Origin of the sequence: Marinobacter sp. es.042 (assembly GCF_900188315.1) — a bacterium.
GTDB lineage: Bacteria > Pseudomonadota > Gammaproteobacteria > Pseudomonadales > Oleiphilaceae > Marinobacter.
Genome location: NZ_LT897781.1, coordinates 470,463 through 486,515, shown reverse-complemented (window position 1 = coordinate 486,515; position 16,053 = coordinate 470,463). Strand labels below are relative to the sequence as shown.

The 16,053-nt window shown below is 58.3% G+C and carries 14 protein-coding genes; 5 read left to right on the top strand and 9 right to left on the bottom strand.

The annotated features are described in order from the left end of the window. Positions 1-2: 2 nt before the first annotated feature. The 4 genes from mutL to CFB02_RS02395 are packed head-to-tail and all read right to left on the bottom strand — an operon-like array spanning position 3 to position 5,378. Positions 3-1,913: a DNA mismatch repair endonuclease MutL gene (mutL, locus tag CFB02_RS02410; RefSeq protein ID WP_088556728.1), complete on the bottom strand. Its 1,911-nt coding sequence runs from the start codon at positions 1,911-1,913 to the stop codon at positions 3-5. A gap of 20 nt (positions 1,914-1,933) precedes the next feature. Then, positions 1,934-3,292 carry an N-acetylmuramoyl-L-alanine amidase gene (locus CFB02_RS02405; RefSeq protein WP_088556727.1) on the bottom strand — a complete coding sequence of 453 codons (1,359 nt, stop codon included), beginning with the start codon at positions 3,290-3,292 and terminating at the stop codon, positions 1,934-1,936. 38 nt (positions 3,293-3,330) lie between these two features. Continuing rightward, a complete protein-coding gene (tsaE, locus tag CFB02_RS02400) occupies positions 3,331-3,828 on the bottom strand; it encodes a tRNA (adenosine(37)-N6)-threonylcarbamoyltransferase complex ATPase subunit type 1 TsaE (RefSeq protein WP_088556726.1) in 498 nt (165 codons plus the stop codon). Beyond that, entirely contained in the window at positions 3,825-5,378 is a 1,554-nt protein-coding gene (locus CFB02_RS02395) for an NAD(P)H-hydrate dehydratase (protein WP_088556725.1), read from the bottom strand. The genes tsaE and CFB02_RS02395 overlap by 4 nt, the downstream gene beginning before the upstream one ends. A 147-nt stretch (positions 5,379-5,525) precedes the next feature. On the opposite strand from CFB02_RS02395, the gene queG reads away from it, so the two are divergent. Next, positions 5,526-6,605 carry a tRNA epoxyqueuosine(34) reductase QueG gene (queG, locus tag CFB02_RS02390; protein WP_088556724.1) on the top strand — a complete coding sequence of 360 codons (1,080 nt, stop codon included), beginning with the start codon at positions 5,526-5,528 and terminating at the stop codon, positions 6,603-6,605. Here the strand turns inward: queG and orn are convergent. Next, positions 6,600-7,142 (bottom strand): oligoribonuclease, encoded by a 543-nt coding sequence (gene orn / locus CFB02_RS02385; RefSeq protein ID WP_088556723.1) that lies wholly within the window; start codon positions 7,140-7,142, stop codon positions 6,600-6,602. The genes queG and orn overlap by 6 nt on opposite strands. Before the next feature lie 253 nt (positions 7,143-7,395). Here orn and rsgA point away from each other — a divergent pair, with 253 nt between their 5' ends. Beyond that, complete coding sequence (gene rsgA, locus CFB02_RS02380) at positions 7,396-8,451, top strand: small ribosomal subunit biogenesis GTPase RsgA (RefSeq protein WP_088556722.1); 1,056 nt, start codon at positions 7,396-7,398, stop codon at positions 8,449-8,451. Between the two features lie 15 nt (positions 8,452-8,466). Here rsgA and motB read toward each other — a convergent pair whose 3' ends face one another. Together motB and motA are read right to left on the bottom strand one after the other, a co-directional pair. After that, the gene (motB, locus tag CFB02_RS02375) at positions 8,467-9,426 is read right to left on the bottom strand and encodes a flagellar motor protein MotB (RefSeq protein WP_088556721.1); all 960 of its coding nucleotides are present in this window, start codon (positions 9,424-9,426) and stop codon (positions 8,467-8,469) included. Positions 9,427-9,457: 31 nt separating this feature from the next. Then, positions 9,458-10,309 (bottom strand): flagellar motor stator protein MotA, encoded by an 852-nt coding sequence (gene motA, locus CFB02_RS02370; RefSeq protein WP_088556720.1) that lies wholly within the window; start codon positions 10,307-10,309, stop codon positions 9,458-9,460. Positions 10,310-10,482: 173 nt separating this feature from the next. Here motA and asd point away from each other — a divergent pair, with 173 nt between their 5' ends. Further along, positions 10,483-11,337 (top strand): archaetidylserine decarboxylase, encoded by an 855-nt coding sequence (asd, locus tag CFB02_RS02365; protein WP_088556719.1) that lies wholly within the window; start codon positions 10,483-10,485, stop codon positions 11,335-11,337. Between the two features lie 15 nt (positions 11,338-11,352). On the opposite strand, the gene epmA is transcribed toward asd, so the two are convergent. Together epmA and efp are read right to left on the bottom strand one after the other, a co-directional pair. Continuing rightward, positions 11,353-12,321 (bottom strand): EF-P lysine aminoacylase EpmA, encoded by a 969-nt coding sequence (gene epmA / locus CFB02_RS02360; RefSeq protein WP_088556718.1) that lies wholly within the window; start codon positions 12,319-12,321, stop codon positions 11,353-11,355. A gap of 7 nt (positions 12,322-12,328) precedes the next feature. Next, positions 12,329-12,904 (bottom strand): elongation factor P, encoded by a 576-nt coding sequence (gene efp, locus CFB02_RS02355; RefSeq protein WP_088556717.1) that lies wholly within the window; start codon positions 12,902-12,904, stop codon positions 12,329-12,331. Between the two features lie 45 nt (positions 12,905-12,949). Between efp and epmB the strand changes: the two genes are divergently transcribed. Beyond that, the gene (gene epmB, locus CFB02_RS02350; RefSeq protein ID WP_088556716.1) at positions 12,950-13,990 is read left to right on the top strand and encodes an EF-P beta-lysylation protein EpmB; all 1,041 of its coding nucleotides are present in this window, start codon (positions 12,950-12,952) and stop codon (positions 13,988-13,990) included. 222 nt (positions 13,991-14,212) lie between these two features. Continuing rightward, positions 14,213-16,018, top strand: coding sequence for a GTPase (locus CFB02_RS02345; protein ID WP_088556715.1), 1,806 nt, complete (start codon positions 14,213-14,215; stop codon positions 16,016-16,018). Positions 16,019-16,053 lie beyond the last annotated feature (35 nt).

The following is a 16,053-nucleotide window of genomic DNA, read 5'->3' as shown; positions in this document are numbered from 1 at the left end:
CCTCAGCGCCCCCGGAGAAACAGCTTGTCCAGCTCAGACATGGTCACCAGGGTCCATGTCGGCCGGCCATGGTTGCACTGGCCACTGCGCTCGGTCGCCTCCATGTCCCTGAGCAGCGAATTCATCTCGGGAATGGTCAACTGCCGGTTGGCACGCACCGAACCATGGCATGCCATGGTTCCGAGCAGCTCATGCGTCACCGCCTCGACGCGGTCACTCTGGCCGTGCTCAATGAGATCCGCCAGAACGTCACGCACCAGCTGTTCTGTGTCAGCACCACGCAGAAGCGCCGGCACCTGCCGCACGGCGAGGGTTTCCGGACCAATCCGCTCAATCTGGAGACCCAGCTTCTGCAGTTCTTCGCCGTGACTCTCGGTCAGGGCTGCTTCTTTCTGGCTGACCGCCAGCGACAGCGGCACCAACAACGGCTGGCTTTTCAGGTCCTGCTCGGCAAGCGCCCGCTTCATTCGCTCATAGGTAATGCGCTCGTGGGCCGCGTGCATGTCCACAACAATGAGCCCCGCCCGCCCCTGGGCAAGAATATAGATCCCGTGCAGCTGGGCGATGGCATATCCGAGCGGCGGCTCCTGGTCACTGTCTGCAGGCGGTGTTGGCATTGGCGTGGCGGCGCGATCGCTTGCGGGCATGGCCTGCTGTCCATCGCTTCCGCCACCGGCATTCAGGGACTGATAAAAGGCCATCTGATCGCTGGCGCGCCACTCCTGTTGCGGCTGCGACTGCCCGCCAAAGCCGGCGCCTGAGCCGCCGGAGTAACCATAGTTGGATACCGATGGCTGACCGTTCCAGCCCCCCTCGGCAGAGGCGCCGGTGGCCGGTACTGCTTCCTGACCCTGGGTGGCTGCTTCGCGACCAAAAGACTGCGCCACTGCGCCGCGGAAATGATCGTCCGGCCGGACATCGGCCAGCGCCTTGTGCAGGGTTCTGAAGATGAAATCGTGAACCAGCCGACCATCCCGAAACCGGACCTCGTGCTTGGTCGGGTGGACGTTTACATCGACGGTGGCGGGGTCGACTTCCAGATACAATACAAACGCCGGATGCCGGTTATTGTAGAGCACATCCCGATAGGCCTGGCGCACGGCATGAGCTACCAGGCGGTCACGAATAACGCGGCCGTTGACGAAGAAATACTGGAGATCGGCCTGGCTGCGCGAAAACGTGGGAAGAGCGACCCAGCCCCAGAGTCGCAACCCGGTGGCTTCCGCATCAATAACCACGGCGTTATCGATAAACTGCTGGCCGCAAAGTGAACCAATCCGACGCTCGCGATCCAGGGCCGACTCCGCTGGCCTGAGGCTTTGTACGACGCGCTGGTTATGGCGCAACGTGAAGCCGGCATCGAAGCGGCTCAGTGCCTGACGCCGCACACATTCCTCGACGTGATTGAATTCTGTCTTTTCAGTACGCAAAAATTTGCGGCGAGCCGGGGTATTAAAAAACAGGGCCCGCACTTCGACGGTCGTTCCGACCGGATGCGCTGCGGGCGAAATTCTCGCATCCATTTCCCGGCCCTCGACCTCGACCCGAGAGGCCGCTTCCTGGGACTCGGTCCTTGAGGTCAGGGTAAGCCGGGAGACAGAGCTGATACTGGCAAGCGCTTCTCCCCGAAAACCCAGGGACGCCACGGCTTCCAGATCGTCCAGACTGGCAATTTTGCTGGTCGCATGGCGGCTAAGCGCCAGGGGAAGATCGTCTTCCTCAATACCACTGCCGTCATCCCGAACTCGAATCAGCTTGACGCCGCCCTGCTCCACCTCAACATCGACGCGGTTGGCGCCGGCATCCAGGGCATTTTCAACCAGCTCTTTGACGACAGACGCGGGGCGCTCAACCACCTCACCCGCGGCAATCTGGTTCGCGAGCCGCGGTGACAGCAATCGAATGGGGGGCATGTTACGGAAAAACCTCTTGATCAGGACGCGGGAATACGAATGGTTTGCCCTACCATAACACGGTCGTCCCGAAGGTCGTTATACTGCATCAGCTCACTGACGGTCGTCTGATTCTTCCTGGCCACGCCGGATAGCGTGTCTCCACGCTGTATCCGGTAGTGGCTGATGCTGTTTCCACCCTGGCGATTCTGTTTTTGCGACGCCAGCAGGGTTCCAGGCGGCGGCGTTTTCTGGAAGTAGTCATCAATGCCTTTCATGATCGCGCCGGCCAGCTTGTTGCGATACCACTCAGTGGCCAGGTTTTTCTCTTCCTGGGGATTCGATATGAAGCCCGCTTCCACCAGGATGGAGGGAATATCCGGTGATTTCAGAACCGCAAAAGCGGCTTGCTCAACGCCAGGCTTGTGCAACTTGGCCACGCCGCCCAATTTGCCCAGGACCGAACTGCCAACCCCCAGACTGGCGTTGATACTGGCCGTCATGGAGAGGTCCAGCAGAACACCGGCAAGCATGTCGTCCCGGCCATCGAGGGACAGCCCGCCGGCCCCGCCGATCAGATCCGACCGGTTCTCACTGTTGGCCAGCCATCGGGCCGTCTCACTGGTTGCACCCCGCTGGGAAAGAGCGAACACGGAGGCTCCCCTCGGTTGCGGCGTTCGGAAGGCATCGGCGTGTACCGATACGAACAGGTCGGCATTGTATTTCCTGGCCAAAATCGTTCGATTGCGAAGGCCAATGTAATAGTCCCCCGTCCTCGTCAGTTTAGCGGTGTATCCGGGCCGCTCATTGATCAGGCTAGCCAGAGTTTTCGCCATTTTCAGAACCACATCTTTTTCATGGGTTCCTCTTGGGCCAATGGCACCTGGGTCTTCCCCACCATGCCCGGCATCGATAACGACGATAACGTCCCGCTTTCCGTTCGAGTCCTGAGTCACTGTGGGCGTGGTCGCCTTTTCCAGCCGACTGCCGCTTTCGTCAATCAGGTCGACCACCAGTCTGTGGCCATACTGCTGATTCGGCTCAAGCTGAAAACTCCGCGGCTTGATGTCTGCCTTCAGGTCCAGAACGACGCGAACATCGTTGCCGTTCCTCGGCGCACTGCGGATTCGCTTGATCGGACTGCCGGAAAGGTCCAAACCGGAAAAGTCGGTCTTCAGGTTGGTATTCTTGAGATCGATCACCAGCCGCGCCGGGCCGCTCAGGGAGAAAATGTTGTGCTCCACCTGCCCGCCAGTGTCCAGAACCAGCCGGGTATGATCGGGCGCGGGCCAGATACGGGCACTCTCGACCTGTGTCGCCGCCGAACCGTGAAACGCCAATGTCACAAGCAATAGCGCAATCGGCCAGACCAGTTGTTTACTCAGCTTTGCACAATTCATAAAGCTTACCTGCCAGTTTATTCCCGGTTCCGGGCTCGCTATGACGCCGGACCAATTAACTCCAGTTCGTTCAGCACCCCAGCGCCCAGCTCTGAGCGGGCCCTGAGGACCACAGACCGCCCCTCCCCCCGAGTTTCGAGATGAACCTCCAGGTCTGGCTCGGGCAATATCCCCTTGCCTCTCTCTGGCCACTCGATCAGGCACAGGTTTCCTGCGGAAAAATAATCGCGGATGCCCATGTATTCCAGTTCTTCGGCGTCGCCCAGGCGATAAAGATCAAAATGGTATGTCGGTGGATTCAGAGTCTCGTAGGGCTCTACCAGGGTATAGGTCGGGCTTTTTACTGCCCCCTCATGACCCAATCCGCGCATAACGCCCCGACTGATGGTGGTTTTCCCCATGCCGAGCTCACCATCCAGATAAACAACCAGGCCATGGCCAGACTCCACGACGGTCCTGGCCAGCTCCCGACCGAGATGCTCGGTTTCGGCCTCGTTCTCCAGAAAAACCCGACGCTCGTTACCCATTATGCTCATGACGATTCAGCCCCCGGACTCCTTTCAGATTCCCGAAACACCAACGGCAGCGCATCGATGACATCGGTCGGTATCAGTCCGATAAACCCCGTGGTTCTCGCAGCCCGGTCAGCCGCAGCAAGGTGCACGGATGCACCCAGCACTGCCGCTTTCTGTCCGTCACCAATCTGAGCCAAAACAGCCGCAACAATACCGGAGAGGACATCTCCCATTCCGCCAGTCGCCATTCCGGGATTGCTGCCACTGATGATATCCAGGCCGCCGTCCTCAGACGCGACAACGGTGCCGGCGCCTTTCAAAAGCACCGTGCCGCCATACAGCGCCTGCAGCTTTCTGGCGGCGGCCATCCTGTCTGCCTCAACCTCGGGCACCAGGCAATTCAGCAACCTGGCCGCCTCGCCCGGATGCGGAGTCAGGATGTGATTATCCGCTGGAATGGCTACTCGACCAGCCAAAAGGTTCAGCGCATCCGCGTCCAGCACCCTCGGCTTGCCGCTGGCAACCACCTGCTCGAGCATCTGCTGGCCCCAGGCGCTTCGCCCGATACCCGGGCCACACACGACAACCGAGGCAGCATCAAGCAACGTCGGCAACTCCGAGCCATGGATCAGGCCATGAACCATGACGGATGGACATCTTGCCAGGGCCGCTGTCAAATGCTCGGGGCGGGTCGCCAACGACACGAGCCCGGCACCCGATCGCGCCGCAGCCTCTGCCGCCAGCAGACCGGCCCCACCGAATCCGCGATCACCCGCAACCACCAGCACATGCCCGAATCTTCCCTTGTGAGCGTTGGCAGGCCGGGGTGGTAGCCAGGGCATCACAGAACCCCAGTCACGACGGCGGGCAACGGGCTTCTGGCCGCTACCGGCGATACCCTCGTCGGTATCCAGAGATTCGAAAACCACCTCGCCGCACACTGCCGCACCTTGCCCCGTGAACAAGCCAGCCTTGAGCCCGATAAAGGTCACTGTCCTGGCCGCATTAACCACATCCCCCTCGGCCGCTCCCGTGGTCGCATTAAGCCCGGAGGGCAGATCCACCGCAAGGACAGGCGCTGAAGCGCTGTTACACCGGCTTATCAGAGTCGTAAACGGTTCCCGGGGGGCACCGGACACGCCAGTACCGAGCATGGCATCAACAATCAGGCCCGCGCTGGCAAACAGATCGTCCAGCGATGACTCGCCGAGAGCCTCGAGGTCAAGAACATCTACACCGTCCGCCAAGGCCTTTTGCCAGGCTTTACGGGCGTCGCCGGACAATTTGCCGGTCGGCGCAACCGCGACACAGCTGACGTCCAGACCGTGCCTTTTCGCACTTGCCGCGACCAGGTAACCGTCACCACCGTTGTTACCCGCACCGCACAGGACCAGCACCGAGCCGCAGTTTGGCCAATGCCGTACCAGGCAACGAAAAGCGGCGTGGGCGGCGGACTGCATCAGCTCAAAACCATCAACACCTTGCTGATCAATCACATAGCGATCGATCTGCCTCACCGCATCGGCGGAAAACAGTGCGTCTGGTAGACTGTGCCCAGCGGACGGCGGCATGAAGCTTTGCTCCCGTTACAGAAACCGGTTTAAGAAAATTGGCCAGCTATCTGTAAAGCATAGCAAAACAGTAGAAAAGGTCATAACTTAATCAGATTAAATATCCGTACACGGGTTCAGCACCGAACTCCAGCATCGGCAGTCACTATGAGCACCACAGCAACCTGGACCACGACACACCCGGAACTTGCGGATCTGCCGTCGCTCATCCACCAGTGGGCAGCTGAATTCGGGTTTGCCGATGTGGGCATTACCAACGCGGACACGGGCGAGCACGCCGACCACCTGAAGGACTGGCTTGCGGCAGGTTACCAGGGCGAAATGGATTACATGGCCCACCACGGGGACAAGCGCTATACGCCTGACTCTCTGGTGCCGGGCACCACGCGGGTTATATCCGTGAGAATGGATTATTTGCCCTCACCAGACAGTCCGAAAGAAGCGCTTACTAACCGGGAGGGTGCTTATGTCACGCGTTATGCGCTGGGTCGGGATTACCATAAACTGATCCGTAAGCGTCTTGCACAGCTGGCAGCGAAGATTGATGAGGCCGTGAGCGGATACGATTACCGGGCTTTTGTAGACAGCGCTCCGGTGCTGGAGCGCGCACTGGCGCAGAGAGCGGGTCTCGGCTGGATCGGCAAGAACAATATGCTGATTCACCCGAAGGCCGGCTCGTTCTTTTTCCTCGGGGAAATCTTCACCAGCGCCCCCCTGCCCATCGATGAACCCTTTGAAACGGATCATTGCGGCAGCTGTTCGGCCTGCCTCGACCTTTGCCCGACGGACGCCTTTGTTGGCTCGCACAAGCTTGATGCCCGACGTTGCATAAGCTATCTCACCATCGAGCTGAAAGGGAGTATCCCAGAGGAGCTGAGACCTCTAATGGGCAACCGGGTTTTCGGTTGCGATGACTGCCAGCTGGTGTGTCCATGGCAGAAGTTCAGCAAACCAACCAGCGAGAAGGACTTTCAACCGAGGCACGGGCTGGACAACAGTTCCTTGGCAGAGCTTTTTCTATGGACCGAGGAGCAGTTCCTCAAACGCACCGAGGGCTCTGCGATTCGGCGAACAGGCTACGAGGGCTGGCTGCGCAACCTGGCGGTCGGGCTGGGCAACGCGCCGTCAACCATCCCGGTGATTGAAGCCCTGAAGCAGCGGGCGGACCACCCTTCGGAGATGGTCCGCGAGCACGTCCAGTGGGCGCTGAAGCGGCATGGCCTATAGCTTGAAGAACTGTTCCCGGTAATGACGCAGTTCGTTGATGGAGTCTCGGATGTCGTCGAGTGCAAGGTGGCTACCTTTCTTTTTTACGCCGGCGAGGACATCCGGGCGCCAGCGGCGGGCAAGTTCTTTCACTGTGGATACGTCAAGATTCCGGTAATGGAAGAAGTCTTCCAGTTCGGGCATGTATTTGACGAGGAACCGGCGATCCTGGCCAATGCTGTTGCCGCACAGGGGTGACTGGCCCTTTTCTACGTATTTTTTCAGGAATTCGATGGTCTGCTGTTCGGCTTCAGACTCGGAGATATCGCTTTCCTGAACGCGCTTGGTCAGTCCGCTTTCACCATGGGTTCTGGTGCACCATTCGTCCATGGAATCCAGAAAGGATTGTGGCTGATGGACGGCAATAACCGGTCCTTCCGCGACAATATTGAGTTCCGAATCGGTGATGATTGTGGCCATTTCGATGATCCGTTCTTTTTCCGGATCCAGGCCTGTCATTTCCAGATCGATCCATACGAGGCGATTGCTTTCTGCCATTTTGTTACCAGCCCTCTAAGTGCGGTGGTAGTGGGACTGGGTCCGGCTTTCCGGAAACCGCTACGAGCACATCCATGTGCGCTTGGCGTCGGCCATCCATGGCCGCCGACATTTCCGGAAAGCCGGACCCAGCCCCACTGCGAAATCAGGTGATATACCCTCAACGTCTCGGCATTGCCCAAGCCGAGTAGCTACGATTGCCGTATGATGGCACACCAAGGGCGAAACTTTCATCTGGTTATCCGGGACATAAATGGCAAAACGGCGACTGAACAAACAGCAACAATTCCGCATCAAGAAAGTCCAGGAAGAGCGTGCGGCCCGGGCGGCGCGCAAGGAGAAGAAGGTTCAGGAGCAGGCCGACGCCGGTGAGCTCGGGCCTGAGCAGGAAGGGTTGGTCATTGCTCACTATGGGCAACAGCTGGATGTCGAAGCGCTTGAAGGCGACCAGGAAGGCAATGTGGTTCGCTGCTTTGTTCGGGCCAATATCGATTCCCTGGTAACTGGCGACAAGGTTGTCTGGCGGCCGGGGAAGAATGAGACGGGGGTTATCGTTGCCCGCAGTGAGCGCCGCAATCTGCTGCAGCGGCCGGATAATTTTGGTGCCCTCAAGCCGGTGGCCGCAAACATTGATCATATTATTCTTGTGATTGCGCCGGAGCCGGAACCTCACGATAACCTGATTGACCGGTATCTGGTGGCATCCGAGATCACAGACATTCCGGCGGTGATTCTGCTGAACAAGACCGATCTGATCACCGACAGCAACCGGGAGTACATCGACGCGCTTCTGGGCCGATATGAGACACTGGGCTATGAGGTGGTTCGAACGTCTGCCGCTGAGTCCGGTGATAAACCTTCGCCAGAGGTTGAGGCACTGGTGAAGGATCAGACCAGTGTCTTTGTGGGGCAATCCGGGGTGGGCAAGTCATCCATTATCCAGACCCTGATGCCCGATGAGGCCATTCGCGTGGGAGCTGTGTCGGAGAGCACCGGCAAGGGGATTCACACGACAACCACGGCTAAACTTTTCCACCTGCCGCTCGGAGGCGATCTGATTGACTCGCCGGGGATCCGTGAGTTCGGGCTCTGGCATATGACAGCGCAGGAGATCGAGTATGGCTTTCGGGAAATTCGGGAGGTGATCGGCACCTGCAAGTTCCGCAACTGCCGGCACATGGGTGACCCCGGTTGCGCCATCGACAGAGCTGCGGAGGAAGGGAAAATCAGCCCGGAGCGGCTGAAAAGCTTCCACCGGATACTTCAGGATATGACGGAGCAGCAGGCCCGCGGGCTGAAGCTGGACTGACGGACCCGAACGGCCTTACCAGTTTAGCTCGCCCGGCGCCGGCTCTTCTTGTTCCTCCAGCCATTCGCCGCTTTCCAGGCGCTCACGTGCTTCCTCTTGCTCGTCTTCTGCCGGCTTCGTGAGGTCGATGAGCGGTTCATCGTACTGGCCAGCACTGGTCTGTATGTTATCGACAGTTTTCTTGTTCAGGACGATGATGGATATGCGGCGGTTCACCGGCGCATTCGGATCTTCCTTGTCGAAAAGCACGGAATCGCTCAGCCCCACAACGCGGGCAATCTGCTGCTGACGCACACCCCCTGCAACAAGGGCTCTTCGGGCGGTATTTGCCCGGTCTGCCGATAATTCCCAGTTCGTGTAACCCGGCCGGCCGCTGAATGGCGTGGAGTCGGTGTGCCCGGTAATACTAAGCTTGTTGTTAACTGAACCCAGAGTCTTCGCAAGCTCAAACAGAATGTCTTGGGAGTAGTACTTGAGTTCTGCCCGCCCGCTGTCAAACATGGGACGGTTGGAACGGTCGACAACCTGGATGCGCAAGCCTTCGTCGGTAATATCGAGCAACAGCTGGTCTTTGAATTCCTGCAAGGTTGCATCCTGTTTGATCTGTTCCTTTAACTCCTGGAACAGCTCACGCATCCGGCGTTGCTCCAGGGTTTCGGAAAGCTCGTCGACCATCTCGTCTTCAATCTGGATCTGACTGGATTCAATATCCGGGCTTGCCTCATTGACCACCGAAGCACTGCCCTCAAGATCCACCGGATTGGGCGAGCCGCCCTCGGTAAAGCCGACAGGATCCCGGAAATAACCCTCTACCGCTTTCTTCTGTTCCGGAGATGCCGTCGCGGTTAACCAGAGCACCAGGAAGAACGCCATCATCGCAGTGGCAAAATCGGCAAACGCGACCTTCCAGGAGCCACCATGATGCCCCCCCGCAACAACCTTTTTCCGTTTGATGATGATCGGCTGTTCTTCCACGAATCGGCTCCGGGTTCAGATAAGGACGGTATTACTTGGAACGAACGTGGTCGTTAAGCTCCTGGAACCCAGGGCGCTTATCCGTGGGCAACGCCTTGCGGCCGAACTCAATGGCCATTTGCGGCGCTTGCCCGGAAACCGTCGCCACAATCGCTGATTTGACGCACTCGTAAGCCTTCAGTTCATACTTCGCAGCGTGCTCCATGGCAACAGAAGCAGGGCCCACAAAACCATACCCCATGAAAATACCCAAAAAGGTACCGACCAGTGCTGCAGCAACACTGAGACCGATTTTTTCCGGCCCTTCAGTGAGAAAGTTCATGGTAATTACGATACCCAGCACCGCAGCAACGATACCGAGCCCCGGCAGCGCATCTGCAATCTTGTTGACCGCGTGGGCCGGCTCTTCAAGTTCGTGCTGGCGACTGTCGATCTCATTCTCCATCATGCCTTCCAGTTCGTGGGTCGCCATATTTCCGGAGCTGATGATCCTCAGGTAGTCAGTGATGAATGCCAACAATTCTTTGGATTTCATGACTGCCGGATATCGACTGAAAATCTGGCTCGCCTCAGGATTATCAATATCCTCCTCGATCGCCATGACTCCCTGTTTACGGGATTTATCGAAGATCTCGTAGAGCAGACTCAGGAGATCCATGTAGAAAGCCTTTTTGTAGGGCGAGCCTGTGAGCAGCTGAAGGCTTTTTCCAAAGACCTCTTTAACAGTGTGCACAGGGTTGGCAATGATAAAAGAGCCCAGAGCCGCGCCAAAAATAATCAGCACCTCAGTTGGCTGCCACAGAACGGCCAGATTGCCCCCATGCAGTACATAGCCGGTGAGCACACTGGCCATTACAATAATCGAACCGACGATCAGCAACATAAAGTCTTAGCACGCCTCGTTTTTTGGTTATCGGCCGGGGCCGGAAGCTGTCATGCAAAAAGTGAACTGATAATAGCAAGGCCGCGCCATAACCGCGAAGCCATGAAACAATTTCTATACAGGTAGCAGTCTTTGGTAAACTTCGCGCCTTTGAGCGCAAAGGATCACATCTAATGTTCGACAAGCTTTTTGTTCTTAGCCAGTACATCACGCCGCAACTGGGGGTATCCAACCTCGCCGGCCGTCTGGCGGACAATGACCGCTCCCCTGCGCTCAAGAACCGGGTTATAAAATGGTTTATCGGCCGCTATGGCGTTGACATGAGCGAAGCCGCCGAGCCGAACCCGGAAGCCTACGCCACGTTCAACGATTTCTTCACCCGGGAGCTGAAGCCCGGCATCCGCCCCCTGGCGGACGGCGAAAAAACCCTGGTCAGCCCCGTTGACGGCGCCATCAGCCAGCTCGGCCAGGTCACCGGAGACCGGGTTTTCCAGGCCAAGGGCCAGTCGTTCAGCCTGAGTGAGCTGCTAGGCGGCGAAGAAGCGACCACCGCCCCGTTTGCCAATGGCGAATTTTCTACAATCTACCTCTCGCCCAAGGACTATCATCGGATCCACATGCCGATGGCGGGCACGCTTCGACAGATGATCCATGTTCCCGGCAAGCTTTTTTCGGTCAACCCGGTAACCGCCGAAAATGTCCCGAATCTGTTCGCCCGCAATGAGCGGGTTGTCTGCATCTTCGACACCGCTTCCGGCCCCATGGCACTGGTACTGGTTGGCGCCATGATTGTCGGCAGCGTGGAAACCCGCTGGGCAGGCGTTGTTGTGCCCGGCAGTCGGCAGGTCACATCAACACGGTACGAAGGCGAGCAGGCCATCAGCTTCGATAAGGGTGAAGAAATGGGCCGGTTCCGCCTGGGCTCCACTGTGATTATGGTTATGCCAAAAGCCTCCGTCAGCTGGAACAGCGATCAGGTGGCCGGCAAGACCGTTCGCATGGGCGAGGCGTTCGGCGCCCTGGCGTGATCACGTTCTGCAGGGTCAAGCCCGCTCGAACGGAAACGCCAAAACCTCACGGATGTCCTGGACTCCCAGCTTGAGCATCAGCAGCCTGTCCAGCCCGAGTGCGACACCGGAGCACTCGGGCAAGCCCTGATCAAGCGCAGCGAGAAAAGCCTCATCCAGCCCCATTTCAGGCTTTCCGGATCGCCTGCGCAGCTCGTTATCGGTCTCAAAGCGCAACCTCTGTTCTCCTGGATCGGTCAATTCCCAGTAACCGTTACAAAGCTCCAGACCATCAACATAGAGTTCAAAACGATGCGCGGTCTCATAGCCGCTAGACTTCGAAACTCTGGCCAGTGAAGCCTGCGAGGCTGGATATCCCGTTATAAACACGGGCCTGCCCCGTCCCAGATTCGGCTCCACGACAAAACTCATTAGCAGATCGAGGCAGCCATCCCGACCAAGGTCAGCCAATTGCTCTGGCTCCAGCCACTCCTCACAGCGGCGCATCAGTTCACGGTCCGTCGCTGCGAACGGGTCAATGTGCGCCCATCGCCTGAGTGCATCGCGATACTGAATGACTTCCGGTCGCTCGCAGCCCAGCCAGCCACAGACAAGGTCCGACACCTCAGCCATGAGCGTCACATCATCAAAGCCTGTCCGATACCATTCGAGCATGGAGAATTCGGGGTTGTGACGACGCCCCTGTTCGCCATTACGGAACACCCTGGAGATCTGAAAAATGGAACCACAGCCGGCCGCAAGCAAGCGCTTCATGTGGTACTCGGGAGACGTCTGGAGCCATCCGCCTTCGCGTGTGCCGGCAGAAACCTGCGCGGGGATGCCGTCAAGATTGACATCAGTAACGCCACATCGCCCAAGCACCGGGGTTTCGACTTCCAGCACTTCTCGCTTCGCAAAAAAGCCGCGCACAAACGACAGTTGTTGTGCGCGGCTTTTCAGGGCAGCCTGCGAGGCAGAAGGCTGCCAGACAGGTTCGCGGGTCATGACCGGATCAACTGCTCTTTACCCGGCTCACGTACTCGCCAGAGCGGGTATCCACCTTCAGGACTTCGCCGATGGTGATGAAGAGGGGTACGTTGACAACCGCACCGGTAGAGAGTGTTGCCGGCTTGGAACCACCCTGGGCGGTGTCACCCTTCATGCCCGGATCGGTATCAACCACCTCAAGTTCAACGAAGTTGGGGGGCGTTACGGACAGCGGCGCGCCGTTGTAGAGCGTTACCGTGTAAACGTCTTGCTCTTTCAGCCACTTCAGCGCATCGCCAACCGCTTTGGCATCAGCCGGGTACTGCTCGAAGGAACCGTCAGTCAGCATGAAGTGCCAGAACTCACCATCGGTATAGAGATATTCCATGTCCTGATCAATGACATCCGCAGCTTCAAGACTTTCGCCGGATTTGAACGTGCGCTCCCAGACCCGGTTGGTCATGAGGTTACGCAGCCTTACCCGGTTGAAGGCCTGACCCTTCCCGGGTTTGACGAACTCATTCTCGAGAATGATGCAGGGGTCGCCATCCAGCAAAACCTTAAGACCGCCGCGAAATTCGTTGGTAGAATATGAAGCCATGAAATGTCCACCTGACAAAATGCTGTTTAGAATTCGAAGGGCGTTATGATACAGCGAACCCCCGCCCGTATAGAAGCCCACCTTTCCGACCACGAACAACGCAGCTGGCAGCAACTGCTGTCGGGCGCTATTACGTTGCCGAAGGAGCTGCTCCGCCGCCTGGAACTGCCCGAGGAACCATGGCTTTCAGGGGCAGAACAAGGCCACCGGCTTTTTCAGATCCGGGTACCTGAACCCTTCCTCAACCGGATGGAGAAGGGCAACCCGGCCGACCCTTTGCTCAGACAGGTGCTTCCGCTGGCGGACGAAGCCGGCCACGCGCCCGGTTTTGTCAGCGATCCTCTCGAAGAATCCGGCGCGATCGCCACCACCGGGCTCATCCGAAAGTACCGCAGCCGGGCCCTGCTCATGGTAACCGGACAGTGCGCGATCAACTGCCGGTACTGTTTCCGCAGGCACTTTCCCTACGAGGAGCAACGCCTGAGCCCTCACGACCGGCAGCGGGTAATTGATACCCTTGTCGCCAGCCCGGAAATCAACGAAGTCATCTTCAGCGGCGGCGATCCCCTGGCCGTCAATGATCGCCTGCTCAGTCAGTGGGCAAGCGCTATTAGCGGCATACCCCACATCCGCCGGCTGCGCCTGCATACCCGCTTGCCAGTTGTGATTCCCCAGAGGGTTTGCGACGAGTTACTGAAGTGGCTGTCGACGACTCCGCTCCAGGTAGTGATTGTCCTGCACATCAACCACCCGGCAGAGATCGACGGCCCCACTCGCCGTGCGCTCGGATACCTCCGGGCCGCAGGCGCAACGCTCCTGAACCAGAGCGTGATCCTCAGGGGTGTAAATGATCGAACGGCGGTGCTTGAAGAGTTGAGCGAGACCCTGTTTGATGCGGGCGTCCTGCCCTATTACCTGCATGCATTTGATCCGGTGACAGGCGCTCACCATTTCGACGTATCCGATGATGAGGCCCGAAATCTGGTGCGTGAGCTGCTGGCGCGCCTGCCCGGTTTTCTGGTGCCGAAGCTGGTGAGAGAAGAGCCTGGCAAGGAAAGCAAGACCCCGATCAACCTGTTCCCGTGACCGGCCTCACAAAAAACGGCCCAAATTCACTTGTCAAAGATTGTCAACTCATGATCTTCTCGCTTTTTACGACTGGTTTGCTACTTTAAAGTCCAGTACCGTTATTGATAAAAACATGTATTTACGGCGTTTTCCTGACAGGCCGGCGGACACCTGGTAACCGCCAGCCAGGCAGGGCGAACCCCGGAATACCACCTGTGGTCCAGACATTGGCATGCATTCATGGAAGGTAAGACCCTGAAACCTGATCTCCGCGTTCCCGAACAGAAAACGGCCAGCCTGTCGTTCTGTGACACGACGCCCAAGGCGTTCCGGGTCTGGATAGACCAATTGCCAATGGCCAATATCGGCGAGGTGTCACGACAGCTTTACCACGCCATTATCGAACTGAATCACCTTTTCCTGGCGCCCCAGCAGCGCATGCAGTTCCTGGAATTGATTCGCGAAAAGATTCATTTTGTCTGTAATGAGCTCTCCCGCCACTACCTCGGTCTTGCCGTGGCGCTGCCCGAAAAACAAAGGAAGATCGCCAATCTGTCCCAGGCGCTCCAATTACATCTGGCCGGCGGCTACAAGCTGAGCGTTCTGGAGTTTATCGACCACGGGGGACTGGACAAGAATCGGCGCCAGATTGCCACAGCCGCGCATCGGGCCATTTCCGAGCTGTCGGCAACCATTCTGAGATCGCACCAGCTCTACTGCCCGAGCCCTGCCCAGAGCTGGCTGGAGTGTCACCGTCTATTCCGTTTTGCACACCGCAACAAGCTCTCAGTGGCTCAAGTAGAGGACGACACACTTCAGCATCGCCGCACCAGCTCGGTCGCCGACAGCTACAAGCGCATCCTCCTGCTGGGCTGTGCGCGCCCGAATCAGCTGCGACAGGCTGAGCTTCTGCACGTCTATGAACTCTTCGAATCCTGGACTGACCATACCCGATGCGGACCGGATGTTGAGGACGACAGCCTGTTTGTAATCAACATGGAACGGGACAACCCGCCGGTTTACCGCAGCCTTCTGGAGCAGAAGCCAGGTGACGACAGCTTCGGCTTTGATACCCGGGATCTCTCGGCGATGCTATCGGAGACGCTCCATGCCCGTCGCGAGCACAAAGAAACCGATCACGAACTTCAGGTACCGGCAAAGGTAAGCGACACCCTGCTCACCCACCTCAGCCAGGCCCTTGGCATTCTCGCGAAGCGGAACTTCAACCGCATCGCGAGCCAGGGGTCCCTTGAAGTCTGCGTGGGCCTAACAGCGGCGCATTACTTCATTGCCGGCGAGAAAACCTTTACGGAATTCGTGAATGGCAACGACAGCGGCCTTCATGAAGAAGAGAACCTGTTCGTCCGGTCTTCGCGCCAGAAGCAGGACGCCTGGTCAGGCGCCCACGACGCCAGTCCCAGCGACGAACGGCTCCACGCCGGCGACACGCCGATCAATTTCAAGGGTTCCTACGGCAACTCCCAGGCCCCGTCGACCGACCGGAACCGGCCAAAGTCGCACCACTCTCTCCTGATCAATACCAGCCCCGGTGGCTACTGTGTTGCGTGGGAAAGCAATGTGCCTCCGTCATTGCAGGCGGGCGAGGTTCTGGGCGTTCGTGAGCAAAGCTCACATCCCTGGAGCGTGGCGGTGGTGCGTTGGATTCGACAGATCAAGAATCAGGGCACCCAGGTGGGCATTGAGCTGCTCGCACCGAGCGCTTCACCCTGCGGTGTGCGCCTGATCCAGAAAGTGGGCAACAGCAGTGAATACCTGCGCGGCCTGCTGTTACCGGAAATCAGCGTGGTCAACCAGTCAGCCACACTGATCACACCTCGCCTGCCATTCCAGTCGGGGAGCCGCATTTCCCTGCTCCATGATGGCCGGGAAGATCAGGGTCAGTTGTCTCGCAAGGTGTCCTCCACTGGCAGCATCAGCCAGTTCGAACTCAAGCTGCAGAACGCGGCAACGCTGAATGCTGGCGCGCCGCCTGCATCATCCGGAGCCAGCGAGGACGAATTCGACTCGCTCTGGCCATCTCTATAAGGTCTCCAAACTGAGACACCGGAAGCCCTCAGAGG